This is a genomic window from Nocardia barduliensis, assembly GCF_013315795.1.
Classification (GTDB): Bacteria; Actinomycetota; Actinomycetes; order Mycobacteriales; family Mycobacteriaceae; genus Nocardia; species Nocardia barduliensis.
In genome coordinates, this window is the sequence record NZ_JABLTE010000067.1 from 32,695 (window position 1) to 44,936 (window position 12,242).

The 12,242-nt window shown below is 68.5% G+C and carries 11 protein-coding genes; 6 read left to right on the top strand and 5 right to left on the bottom strand.

What is annotated here, in order from left to right; genetic code table 11:
• Positions 1-152: 152 nt before the first annotated feature.
• Positions 153-773: a TetR/AcrR family transcriptional regulator gene (locus tag HOV91_RS25440; protein ID WP_174187925.1), complete on the top strand. Its 621-nt coding sequence runs from the start codon at positions 153-155 to the stop codon at positions 771-773.
• A gap of 34 nt (positions 774-807) precedes the next feature.
• On the opposite strand, the gene HOV91_RS25445 is transcribed toward HOV91_RS25440, so the two are convergent.
• Both HOV91_RS25445 and HOV91_RS25450 read right to left on the bottom strand, forming a co-directional pair.
• Positions 808-1,170, bottom strand: coding sequence for a hypothetical protein (locus HOV91_RS25445; RefSeq protein ID WP_174187926.1), 363 nt, complete (start codon positions 1,168-1,170; stop codon positions 808-810).
• 146 nt (positions 1,171-1,316) lie between these two features.
• The gene (locus tag HOV91_RS25450; protein WP_174187938.1) at positions 1,317-1,667 is read right to left on the bottom strand and encodes a nitroreductase/quinone reductase family protein; all 351 of its coding nucleotides are present in this window, start codon (positions 1,665-1,667) and stop codon (positions 1,317-1,319) included.
• A 259-nt stretch (positions 1,668-1,926) separates the two neighbouring features.
• On the opposite strand from HOV91_RS25450, the gene HOV91_RS25455 reads away from it, so the two are divergent.
• Complete coding sequence (locus tag HOV91_RS25455; RefSeq protein ID WP_174187927.1) at positions 1,927-3,150, top strand: cytochrome P450 family protein; 1,224 nt, start codon at positions 1,927-1,929, stop codon at positions 3,148-3,150.
• A gap of 6 nt (positions 3,151-3,156) precedes the next feature.
• On the opposite strand, the gene HOV91_RS25460 is transcribed toward HOV91_RS25455, so the two are convergent.
• A complete protein-coding gene (locus tag HOV91_RS25460; protein WP_174187928.1) occupies positions 3,157-3,813 on the bottom strand; it encodes a maleylpyruvate isomerase N-terminal domain-containing protein in 657 nt (218 codons plus the stop codon).
• A 302-nt stretch (positions 3,814-4,115) separates the two neighbouring features.
• Here HOV91_RS25460 and HOV91_RS25465 point away from each other — a divergent pair, with 302 nt between their 5' ends.
• The 3 genes from HOV91_RS25465 to HOV91_RS25475 all read left to right on the top strand — a co-directional run bounded on the left by HOV91_RS25465 (position 4,116) and on the right by HOV91_RS25475 (position 8,295).
• Positions 4,116-5,918: a CocE/NonD family hydrolase gene (locus HOV91_RS25465; protein WP_217441133.1), complete on the top strand. Its 1,803-nt coding sequence runs from the start codon at positions 4,116-4,118 to the stop codon at positions 5,916-5,918.
• A gap of 213 nt (positions 5,919-6,131) precedes the next feature.
• The gene (locus HOV91_RS25470; RefSeq protein ID WP_174187930.1) at positions 6,132-6,815 is read left to right on the top strand and encodes a TetR/AcrR family transcriptional regulator; all 684 of its coding nucleotides are present in this window, start codon (positions 6,132-6,134) and stop codon (positions 6,813-6,815) included.
• Between the two features lie 181 nt (positions 6,816-6,996).
• The gene (locus HOV91_RS25475; RefSeq protein WP_174187931.1) at positions 6,997-8,295 is read left to right on the top strand and encodes an FAD-binding domain-containing protein; all 1,299 of its coding nucleotides are present in this window, start codon (positions 6,997-6,999) and stop codon (positions 8,293-8,295) included.
• A 152-nt stretch (positions 8,296-8,447) separates the two neighbouring features.
• On the opposite strand, the gene HOV91_RS25480 is transcribed toward HOV91_RS25475, so the two are convergent.
• Both HOV91_RS25480 and HOV91_RS25485 read right to left on the bottom strand, forming a co-directional pair.
• Positions 8,448-9,338 (bottom strand): manganese catalase family protein, encoded by an 891-nt coding sequence (locus HOV91_RS25480; RefSeq protein ID WP_174187932.1) that lies wholly within the window; start codon positions 9,336-9,338, stop codon positions 8,448-8,450.
• A gap of 275 nt (positions 9,339-9,613) precedes the next feature.
• A complete protein-coding gene (locus tag HOV91_RS25485; RefSeq protein ID WP_174187933.1) occupies positions 9,614-10,693 on the bottom strand; it encodes an NAD-dependent epimerase/dehydratase family protein in 1,080 nt (359 codons plus the stop codon).
• A 477-nt stretch (positions 10,694-11,170) separates the two neighbouring features.
• Here HOV91_RS25485 and HOV91_RS25490 point away from each other — a divergent pair, with 477 nt between their 5' ends.
• Positions 11,171-11,998: an SDR family oxidoreductase gene (locus HOV91_RS25490; protein ID WP_174187934.1), complete on the top strand. Its 828-nt coding sequence runs from the start codon at positions 11,171-11,173 to the stop codon at positions 11,996-11,998.
• The last annotated feature ends 244 nt before the right edge of the window (positions 11,999-12,242 follow it).

Here is a 12,242-nt window from a genome sequence, read left to right on the forward strand (position 1 = left end):
ATGGTCTGTGTGTATGATCAGAATCGAGGCCGGATCCGCGCAACGGGCGACGATGCCGCCCTGTGATACCGTCGAGCCCTTGATCCAGATGGTCGGCAGGCTTTCCATCAGGGGGTTCGCAAGCGGCAGGCTTCGAGTCGAGGAAGCGGGCAGTGGCAGGAAGGCGCGGGTGGGGCGGTAGTCCGCCGAAAGACGACGAGGAAGCGTCTCGTCGCATAGTCGCCGCCGCCGTCGAGCTGATCGGCCGGACCGGTTCGGAGATCAGCATCGCCGACGTCGCCGAGTCGCTGGGCGTCATCCGCCAGACGGTCTACCGATACTTCCCCAGCGCCGACGCGCTGATGACGGCCGCGGCCATGGCGTCGGTCGACGGATTCCTCGATCGGCTGACCCGGCACGTCAGCGGTATCGAAGACGCGGTGGATGCGATGACCGAGGGAGTGGTGTACACCCTGGCCGAGGTTCGCCGGACACCCCATCTGGGCATCCTGCTGTCGAGCACCTACTCGAACGTCCACCCCGAAAGCCTCACCTCCGAAGAGGCGCAAGCCTTCGGAATGACGATGATCAAACGATTCGACGTCGATTGGGAGCGGTACGGGTACGACGACGAGTCGTTGCACGAGCTGGTCGAATACGTGCTGCGCACGATGCAGTCGTTCTTCATCTCCCCGGGGAATCCACCCCGCGGTGAGGATGACCTGCGGCGGTATCTGCGGCGCTGGATGGGCGCCGCGATCATCGCCCAGTTGAAGCCGTCCGCGAGCGTCTAGCGACTCGTCACGGCGCGGATCACCGCAGCCGCCATCAAGTCAGTAGCCGGTCCTGGTTGACATCGAAGAACACCAGACCGTGCGCCTTGGCACGCTCGGCGGCGTACGCGGCCACCTCGGCTGCCTTGCTGTACATCGTGGTGAAATAGATGTATGGGCCGCTGGCATTTTCGATCAGCGGCGAATCCCCCCAGGGGCTGTCGTCGACGGAATCTTCGTCGAGGTCGTCCAGGTCGGGCCACCGCGCGTTGAGGTCGGCCACGAACGACCGCATCCGCTCTGCGGGTGGTAGGTCGTCACCTTCGATGTAGTGCCGATACAGACGACCGCATTCTTCGGACGCCGCTGCGTCGTCGGCCGGCGGCTCGCCCTCCCAAGCGGCGAAATCGTAAGTCACTGTATGTCCTTCAGCTCGATCGACATCGCGCTACAGCGTATTGCCGCGCTCGTACGGGCAACACCGGCGGAAGGAAGGGGTTGACAACTCGGCCGTGGGCGGCTCGGTGGCAGGCGCTCGAGATACGAGCGGGGGAGCCGCGGCGATCAGTTCACGTCGTCGAGCCGTACCGTCACGAAGACGCGGCCGCGTTCGTCGCGCCGCGCTACCGCATGCCCGCGCCGATCGGTGCCGCCGAGGTGCAGCGTGATCGGGCCGCCCTCGTCCAGGAAGTTGCGCCACCAGGTCTTCCTGTCCGGCATGGCGACGCCGATGACGAACTCCTCGCCCTTGCGCCAGTAGTTGACCGGCGTGCTGAACGTCCGCCCGGACCGCCGTCCCACATATGTGATCACCACGAATCCCTTGCCCAGCAGCCGCCCGAGCAGCGGCACGTCGAGCAGGGCGACGACCCCGCTGTTGACCGCCCGCACGGTGCGCCCCAGCGCAGTCTTCAGTTCCACGACTTCCTCCCGGCCATCACGCGCACATCCGAACACCGCCACCCTAACCGTCACGGTGGCGATCGGCCCGTTCCGGCGGTCCCGCCCTGGGCAGCGCAGGTCGACGGGTCCGGAATTTCTGTTTTGCGACAGTCGAGTTCGGTTTGGAGGCAGGATCTGTCCGTTGCTCGGCCCCTCGGCCGATCGCGCCGCGATACTCGAGCACGACCGTCGTCACGACGGCTGGAAGGCTCACGCGCAGAAGGGAATTCCCATGACAACCAGCCTGCCCGCATTCCCCGCCCCGAACGAGGATCTGCTGGATACCTGCATCCGGCTCCGGGAGATCGCGCCGGTGGTCGAGGTGGAGTTTCCCGGCGGCGTGCCCGCCTACCTGGCGCTGACGCACGAGGCGGTGCGCGAGATCCTCGCCGGGGACAACAAGACCTTCGCCCGAGACCCCAAGCACTGGCCGGCCCTGTACGACGGCTCCATTCCCGAGGATTGGCCCCTGCGCGCCATCGTGCAGGGCGATCATCTGTCCACCAAGGACGGCGCCGACCATCGGCGGCTTCGTGGCCTGATCGGCAAGGCGTTCACCCCGGGCCGGGTACAGGCGCTGGAGCCGCGCATCCAAGAGATCATCGACGGGCTGCTGGACGAGGTCGTGGCCGCGGGCGACGGTGTGAACCTGGTGCCCACCTTCACCGAGGCGTTGCCGATGGCGGTGATCTGCGAATTGTTCGGCGTGCCCGGACCGGAACGGGATCGGCTGCGGCGGTGGACCGCGACGCTGCTGGCGCACACCACCCCGCCGGAAGAGGCATTCGCGACGCAGAACGCGCTGATGCAGTACCTGTACGAGCTGGCGGACCGCAAGCAGCGCGAGCCGGGCGACGATCTGACCTCGGGCCTGGTGCAGGCCCGCGACGAAGGCGACAAGCTCACGGCCGACGAACTGGTCGCCGTTTTGTGGATCATGCTGGTCGCCGGTCACGAGACCACGGTGCACATGCTCGGAAACGCCGTTCTGGCGCTGTCGCGGCATCCGGAACAGCTCGCGCTGGCCAAGGCCGAGGACCGCTGGGCAGACGTCGTCGAAGAGACTGTCCGATACCGTCATTCGGTGATGATGACCAGTTGGCGGTTCACGCTGACCGAGGTGACCGTGGCGGGTGTGACCGTGCCCGAGGGCAGCGCGGTCGGCGTGGCCTACCAGGCGTGCGGAATCGACCCGGCGGAGTACGGCGAGACCGCGAACGAGTTCGACATCACCCGCGAGCACCAGGGCGGACATCTCGGGTTCGGCCACGGCCCGCGCTACTGCATCGGCGCCGGGCTGGCCCGTCTGGAGGGGCGGCTCGCCCTGGCCTCCCTGTATCGGCGGCTGCCGGATCTCGAAGTCGCCATCGACCCGGAGAGCATCCCGTACTCGCCGTCGTTCTTCACTATCGGCCCGCTGTCGGTGCCGGTCAAGCTGGGTGGCGACAAGCAGTAGGTTCGATCAGCCGAGGACGAACGGGAGCCGCGCGGCCAGCTCGTCCAGTTCGGCCTGCTCCGTGCCGGTCGGCCGGCGTCGTCCGGTGCCGACCAGCAGCGCGTCGGTGTCGGAGAACGACGCGGGGAAGGCGGCCCCGGCGATCTTCTCCAGCAGTTCGCGGGACCGGGCGAGTCCCTCCGCAGGGGGCTCGTCCACGACCGGGAGATACGCGACCAGGTCGAGATGGTGCAGGGTGCTCTCCAGGACGTACGCGCGCAGGTATTCGCCCACGGTGAGAACCTCGTCGCGGGTGCCGACGCGACGGCCGGGGTCGGCGAGGCGGGCCGCGCGCCCCGCGGCCGAGCCGACATCGTCGAAATGGATCTTCAGCAGCCGTGGCTCCTGGTACGCGGCGGCGAGCCGCACGATCAGCGCGTCGAGCGGCTCGTCGCCGGTCGGCGCGGTATCGGCGACCTCCCAGTAGGTCACCGCGTCGCGCGTCGGCGCGGCCTCGGTGGGGGTCACGAGGGTGATCAGGATGTCCTGGGCATCGATGATCAGATGGCACACCAGGTCTCGCACGAGCCAGCCGGTACAGCCCGACGGCTGTGCGAAATCGTCGTCGGAAAGGTCGGCCACCGCCGAGCGCAGCGCTGCCCAAGAGCGTGAGAAGTGATCCACGGCCGGGAAGCTAGCAGCGCGCGAGAACATCCGCCCGCCCCGGGACGGCTATCGCGCGCCACCCATGCGCCGGACCGCCCGCCTCTCGCCGGGAAGGGGAGTGGCGCGGCGTGCGGCGGGGGGTCCGTGAAGCCGCGACGCCTGCGACCGGATAGTCGAATCCTGCAGCGTTTGCGCTGGTCATCGCCCTGTTGCGAATGGAGAACACATCGGGTGATCCGGGGACAGGCTGTTGCATGTCGTGTCAAGCTGCCCCCCGTCCGCAGTTCCGGAGTAACTGGCAGGAAGGATCGATGACGCCGATGTCGCGAGGAGATTCGATCGTCGGGACCACGTCCGCACAGCTCGCCCGGATTTCCGCCGAGGGGGCCTGGGACGCGCAGGGGCAGGTCCGCCCGGAAGCAGTGCAGTTCGCGTCGAACTTGGTGACCGCGGTGCGCGAGCGCGGTGGCGAGGGGCTGGTGCCCACCGAGGTGTCGGACCTGGTGAGTCGAGCGCTGAAAGTGGCCGTCCCGACGTTTCCGCGCATCGAGGCATCCGACGGGATCGGGCTGTCGGCGCACATGCTGCGGCAGACCACCGACGAGCCGTGCCCGCTGGTGGTCTTTCCCGCCGGGTGGACGCCTGTGGGCTGGCCGTTGTTCGAGTACGCCTACCTCACCCTCGCGGTGCGGGGCTATCACGTGCTGGCCTATACGCCACGCGGAATCGGCTGGTCCGCGCTGCCGGGGACGAACCTGCCGTGGTTCGGCACGTCCGAAGGCACCGTCGACGTCGCCGGTCCGAAGGACCGGGAGGACGGCTCGACCGTCCTCGAATACGCGATAGACGCGCTCGCCCCCAGCGGCGTCGCCTTCATGGGGGAGTCGTACGGTTCGGGCATCAGCCAGCTGGTGGCCGCGCACGACGAGGACGTCGACGTCGTCGTCGCGCTCAGCACCTGGGGCAACCTCGCGAGCAGCCTGTACGACAACGGCACCCGCCATCTGCGGGCCGTCCAGGCGCTGATCGGCCTGACCGGCGGTGAGCTGGAGGACAAGTTCGATCAGACGGCGCAGGAAATCCTCGCGAAGTTCGCCGAGGGCACGGACATGGGTCCGGTCGTCGACTGGGGCACCGAGCGCTCGCCGGAAAGTTACATCGGCACCCGCAGGGTTCCGACCTTCTTCTCCAACACCTGGCACGAAGGGCTGTTCCCGGTGAACGAGGTGCTGGAGACCTTCGAGAAGCTACCCCGGCCCAAACGGCTGAACATGTGGATCGGCGACCACGCGGCCCCGGAAGGGCCCGGCCTGATCGCGCCACCCGCGCCGGGAGCCGGACCGAACGTGCCGCTGCTGGAAGCGTACGCCTGGCTCGATCACTACCTGAAAGGCGAGGACAACGGCGTCGACGCGTGGCCGGAGATCAGCAATCAAGTGATGTTCACCTACGTGACCACGCCCGCGTCCGGGGACGGCCAGAACGTGATCATCGAACCCGCGCGGCGTGAGGAGAAGGCGTCGTGGGGAGACGTCACCACCGACACCGAGTCGTTGATTCTGACCGATACGCGCGAGGGTGGCGACGGTGCGCTGATCGCCGACGGCACTTCCGGCTGGGAGCGGGAATTCACGGTGGGGGAGCTGCCCGAGGTCGTCGCCATGGACAAGCTCATGACGACCGGCCAGGAGGAATGGGCCGGTAATCCCAAGATCTACCGGACGAACGAGATCGACCGCGGCCATGCCCTGGTCTGGTCGACGGGGCCGCTGCTCGCGGTACGCGGTGGCGTAGCCCGGCAGATCCGCGGTATCCCGAGGTTGCAGCTGACCGTCGACAGCACCGACGAGTGCGCGACGGTGGTGGCCTACCTGCTCGACGTCGACGAGGACGGCTCGGCGCGAATCATCACCCACGAGCCGAAGACCGTCGAGTCGAGCATGCCCGCCACCGTGGCCTGGGAGTTGCAGGCCGCTGCCTACGACGTGCCGGACGGCCACCGAGTGATGCTGGTCATCGACGGCATGGATCCCTTGTATTCCAGCGCCAACACGGTCGGCGCGACAATCACCATCAGTTCGCCGCAGGGCGCGCCCTGCTGTCTGGAGTTGCCGCTCGGCTGAGCACCGCGCGTGGCCCGGACCCGGCGACGAGGCCGGGCCACGTCACGGTCCACGGCTCGAACACGGCTGCTCGAACTCCAGGTCTCAGCCCGGCGCGAAGGTCACCACCAGAACATCGCGATAGGCCGGGCGGCTCGGTCATCGCATAGCGGTCGGCCACTCATCCGGGCCTCGCCGCGAGGGTGCGGCGCGGCCGCTCGGTAGTCTGCAAGGGTGTCCGCCGCGCCCGCCGACGCCGGCGCACCGATTGTGCCGGTGCGAAACGGCGTGTTCTTCACCCTTCCGGAGGCATTGCCCCGTGGCAGGCACAATCTGGCCCGGGAGCAGGTGATGGCCGCGCAGCGGGAGCGACTGCTCGCCGCCGTGACCGAACTGCTGGCCGCTCGCGGATACGCCGGGTTCGGCCCCGCCGACATCGCGAAGCGGGCCGGGGTCTCGCTGGCGGCTTTCTACGACGCGTTCGCGAACAAGGACGAGTGTGTCTTCGCGGGCTACGACCGCTTCATCCAGGTGCTGCTGACCCAACTGACCGCGGCGCGGATGGCGGGCCGAGACCGCGGGTCCATCGTCCGTGACGCGCTCGGCCAGTACCTGGGCACGTTGCAGAACGACTTGGTGGTCGCCCGCGCCTATCAGGTGGAGATCGACGCGCTGGGGCCTGCGGTCCGCAGGCGCAGGCGGAAGTCGTTGCGGCTGTTCGCCGAATACATCCGCGAACTGGTGCGCGGCGCGAGCGGGAACCGGCTACCGGCGCTGTCGGTCACGGCTTACGTGGGCGTGGTGTACGCGGTGCGCCAACTCACCGCCGATGCGCTCGACGAGTCGGAGGAGCCGGATCTGACCGCGCTGAGCGCCGACCTGGAACCGTGGCTCACCGATCTGTTCCGCGAGCGCTGACCCGGTCCGCGGCCGCATCGCCCGCTTGACACGACAGCTGCCGTCCATCAGCATTGGCGTAAAGTTCATTACTCCGATACCCACGGGCGTGGTGACCGCAGCGTGGTCACCACGTCCGAATGTCCGATAACCGCCGTCGCGATCCGCTCGACGGATGCCAGTCGTCGAAAATGACCATCGAATGGCCGTAACAATCGCACTCTTCACCCGTGACCTGCGCGTCAATGACAATCCGGTCCTGTTGGCCGCCGTGCGCGAGGGCGCCGCGGTGGTTCCGCTCTTCGTGGTCGACGACCGCATCGTCGGCAGCGCCCGTCCCGCCGGCAACCAACTCCGATTCCTGTCCGCCGCGCTGGCCGAACTCGATGCCGAACTCCGCTGCGCGGGAGGGCAATTGGTGATCCGGCACGGAGACTATGTCGACGCGGTGGACAAGGTGGCGGCGCAGGTGCACGCCGACAGTGTCCATATCGCCGAAGACGCCACCTGGTACGGCCGATGCCGGGTGCGGGCACTGCGCGAACGGCTGGCCCGGCGCAGCTGCCTGGTGCACACCCATCCCGCCACCGTCACGGCCGTGGACGCCGCCAATTGCGCCCGGCCCGGCCGCGACGACCGGGTTCCGGACTTCGCGACATACTTCCGCCGGTGGCTGGAGGCTCCCAAGCGGCTCCCGCTCGACAAGCCCGAGGAGTTGATCGTCCCGCGCATCGACAGCGATGCCGTGCCGAGGTTCGACGAACTCGGCGATGCCGCGGTGTCACCGCAGCTGGCCGTCGGCGGCGAGATCACCGGTCGCGCCCTGTGGCGGGGCTGCACCGCGGGCCAGAAACAAGCTCTCGGCCGAGCCCGCGGCGACCTCACCCGGGAGGGATTCTCCCGGCTGTCGCCGTATCTGCATTTCGGCTGCCTTTCCGCGGCCGAAATGGTGTACCGCGCCGACATGGCGACGGCGGACGGACGCGCCTTCGTCCGCCTGCTCGCCCGGCGCGATTTCCATCTCCAGTTCCTCGCCGCCCGCGCCGACCTCGCGCGGTCCGACGATCGCCACCGCGGGCGGCGGGCGCACGATCCGATCGTGGTCCGTGCCTGGCGCGACGGCCGCACCGGATACCCGATCGTCGACGCGGGCATGCGGCAACTGGCCGCACAGGGATGGATGCCCGAACGCGCCCGGGTGATCGCCGCCAGTTTCCTCACCACGACGCTGCGGGTGGATTGGCGCGTCGGCGCCGACCATTTCCGCCGCTGGCTGCTCGACGCCGACGCCGCGAGCGACCGTTTCACCTGGCAGCAGGTGGGGCGGCTCGATCCGCGAGCCGCGGGCCGGGCCGAACGCTACGACCCCGAGGGGAACTACGTACGCCGCTGGATACCGGAACTGGCCTCCCTGCCGGGTAAGGAAATCCATCGTCCGTGGCGCCACAGTGTGCCGACCTCGATATATCCCGCACCCATCGCGGACACCGGCCGGAATTGACGGGCCGGTCGCGCGGTCGGTGCGATCACTGGCGGTAGCGCAGCGGCGCGGTGTCGCAGGCCCGCCGCGAAGGCCATCGATGCTCGCGGCGCGCGACTGGAACTGCCGCGCGCCGCGCATCGCCCGCTCGGCCTGTCCTCAGGCCGTCGTGGTCAGTCCGGTATGTGCGATTCGTGGGTGAACGGTTTGCTGCCGTGGACCGCGGGCTCGCCTTCGGGATTGGTCTCGGCACCGTGGTTCACGCGGTCGTCGGACTCGAGCCATTCGGTGACCGGATCGTCGATGTAGCGCCATTCCGTCCCCGCGGGCCATGGGCCCTGCCCTTCGTTCCAGGGACCGCGGGCGCTCGCCGCGCCGTTGGACATATTGAACGCGACGTTCTGGAACCTATCGTCTCCGGGCAGTGCGCCCGGCGGGAAGTTGACCGGCAATTCGTTCAACGCCGCGGTGAACTGCTGGAAATGCGCGATCTCACGGGTCATCAAGAACGAGAGCGTGTCCTGCACACCGGGATCGTCGGTGAACTGCTTGAGATACTCGTAGACGATCTTGGCGCGTGACTCGGCTGCCAGGTTACTGCGCAGGTCGACCGAAGGCTCCCCGTTGGCGTCGACGTAGGACCCCGACCACGGCACGCCAGCGGCGTTCTTCACGACGGGCCCGCCGCCGCTGAGCGCGAAGTACAGCGGATTCACCGCGACCTGATGGATCACCTGGTCACGTCCCTCGGATGTCCCGACGAGCGGCATCCAGTCACACCGCTCGTTGGCTTGCTTCAGATCGTCGTTGAGCCCGTCGAGCAACATGGTGATCATGGCCCCGACGATTTCGAGGTGACTCAATTCCTCGGTGGCGATGTCCATGAACAGGTCATAGGTTTTCGGATGCTTGCCGCGCAGCAGAAACGCCTGGTTGAAATACTGCATGGCGGCCTTCAATTCGCCGTTGGCACCGCCGAATTGTTCTTGCAGCAGGGTCGCGAAACGCGGATCGGGACGGTCCACGCGAACTTCGAACTGGAGATCCTTGTTATGTGTGAACATCGCTCTCCTTACCAGTATGGTCGGCCGTTCGAATGCCTTGCCCAACCGGCGATTCGGCATCCGAGCCGACGACGTCCGAACAGCGCTGGTCGGCCTGGCGATGGCGGTTGCGGTGCGGACTGCCATCGCCGCGCCCCAGCGCGGCTTTCGTGCCTTACTCAGCGCAGGACGAGAAAGAGATGCGTTACTTGATTCGGTGGCGACGATACGGGCTCGGGCAGCCGGTCGTTCGCAACGACACGAAGTGCCGCAAGGGGACAGTTCCCCCGTTTCGGTCAGGGGCGATCGCGCCGATGCTTCCCGTGGGGCCGTTGGCTCTGGTGCGACGGGCGGCCGACCTCGATCCGCCGGGCTGGCGCCAAGGGCGGGCTGTGGCCGCTCTGCCCGGCGCGCAGCGCGGATACCAGTTCCGCGCACACCTCGCCCGCGCCGACGCGGGGAACCCAGCCGAGTTCGCGCCGCGCCTTGGCGGAGTCGATCAGGGACACGCGGTCGGCGAGCGCGAGCCACCCGGGATGCAAGGGTTGCAGGCCGCTCCACCATCCCGGCCAGGCGACGGCATCCACCATCCACCGTGTGGCCGGTAGGCGGAAGCCCCCGAACATCGTCGCGAGCGCGTCCGCGCGCAGGCACGGTTCGGCGGAAAGGTTGAACGCTCCCTGCGCACGACGGCGCACGATCTGCCGGATCGCCGCGGCGACATCGCGGCTGTGCACCAATTGCAACCGGAACTCCCGCCACAGCGGTACAGGCAGCACGCGCTCGCCCAGCAGCCGCCGGGGTAACCACGGCGGCAGGATCCAGTCCCCCAGTTCGGCGGCGGCCTCGATCCCGGCTATGCCGCAGGGCCGGATCCGCGCCGTGCGGATCTCGGGGTGGTCGGCCTCGAAGCGGTCCAGTCGCGTCTCCAACTCCGCCTTGGCGATGCTGTAGGCGCTGCCGGGCACGCCGGACGTCTGCCATCCCTCGGATACCCGGCGCCACCGCTCGGCGGGGGTGTAGGCGGCACACGAGGAAGCGACGACGAGGTGGGGCACCGCCGTCTCCGCGACGGCGCGCAGCACGTTTTCCGTGCCGACCAGGTTGGTCCTGCGCATCGGCGGGTCACCGCGCCGCGGATGGATCGCCCACGCCAGATGGACCAGGACGTCGGCGCCCGCACAGGCGGCGCGCAGCGGCTCGACCGCATCGTCGGTACCGAGGTCGCGGGCGATCCAGCGGGCGACCGAATAGGGTTCGTGAGCGAGATCCGGTGCGCGGCGGGAGATTCCCACGATCTCGTCACCGTCGTCACGCAGCGTGCGCAGCAACGCCGTCCCGACGTTGCCACTGGCGCCCGTGACGACCACCTTCATGTGCCACGCCGCACGGGCCGGGGTGCGCTGGAGGGCATGATCACGCCCCCTGGTAGTTCTCGACGCCGAGCCGCACCGCGCTGTCTGCGGGCAACCCGTCCGTCGGCGCGCTCGGCAGAGCATCGGAGCGTGTTCGGCGAGCGTGCCCGAGATGTCCGCTACGTACGCAATGCCTGGAGACCGACGGAGTGCGAGGACTCCCGGAGCGCTCGGCAGCCAGGATCAAGCGCTTTACCCCGACATGAGGTGGTCCCGGCGCAGGCACGACGCCCCGCGGTGGAGCCGCGGCATCGATTCCGGCGTCGCACCACCAGGGAGTATCCGCGGTCATGTTCCGCCCTCCTCTCGGCTCGTTCCAGGGGCGGGTACCCGAAATCGCGGGTCGTATCGTCGGCGGATGTTTCGAGTCCATCGCGCCCGCCGTGGCCCGCGGCCTGCGCGGGGTGTGGTCTGTGCCCGTCCGGGTAGTCGCGGAACATGGCTACTACAGCTCCACTTCCGGAAGATCGGGCAGGCGCTCCGCGGCGAGCCGTGGTGACCGGGGGAGACTCCGGCATCGGTGCGGCGATCGCGGTCGCACTGGCCGCGGGCGGGACCGATGTCGGGCTGACGTTCCGCAGTGACGAGCAGGGCGCGCGCGACACCGCGGCAGAAGTGCGCGAGCAGGGCAGAACCGCCGCCGTGCGCCGCCTCGACTTGGCGGATCCGCCGTCCGCCGCCGCGGTCATCGATGAACTGGCCGACGAACTGGGCGGCCTCGACGTCCTGGTGAACTGCGCGGGCACCGGGTCGGCGCAGAAGGTCATGGACATGGACTTCGACACCTGGCGGCAGGTGCTGTCGGTGGATCTCGACGGCGCGTTCGTCTGTGCGCAGCGCGCCGCCGAACACATGATCGCCGCGGGGGAGGGCGGCCGGATCGTCAACATCACCAGCGTGCACGAACACGCCCCTCGAGTCGGCGCCGCGCCGTACTGCGCCGCCAAGGCGGGTCTCGGGGCGCTGACCAAAGTGCTGGCGCTGGAACTCGCCGAGCACGACATCACCGTCAATTCCGTGGCGCCTGGCGAGATCTCGACGCCGATGACCGGACAGGAAGACGCCGATCCGCGGGAGCAACACCGCCCCGGCGTACCACTGGGACGAACCGGCCACGCCAAGGAGGTTGCCGCCGTGGTGGCGTTCCTCGCTACACCGGCGGCGAGTTATATCACCGGGGCGTCATATGTCGTGGACGGCGGCATGCTCCTCATGGGCCCACAGGCGAGCACCCTGCTGTCCGACGAGAAATGGCGCACACCTTAGGACGCGGCGATCTCTCGTCGTTCCGGCAGCGCGCCGGTGGGAAAGACGGTCGATGAGCGCGCGGGAAATCCCAGGACGCGCGCTGCGATGTGCAGGTCGGGCCCACTGCGGCGAAGCGGCTGCTATCGGTCCGCTACCGGGGCCATGCAGCTGGCCGGCGGGTCGACGAAAAAGCAGATGGCCGGGCCGCGGGTGGGGCGGTAATTGTCGGGGACTCCGCCCTCGGCGATGATCTGGGTGTAGG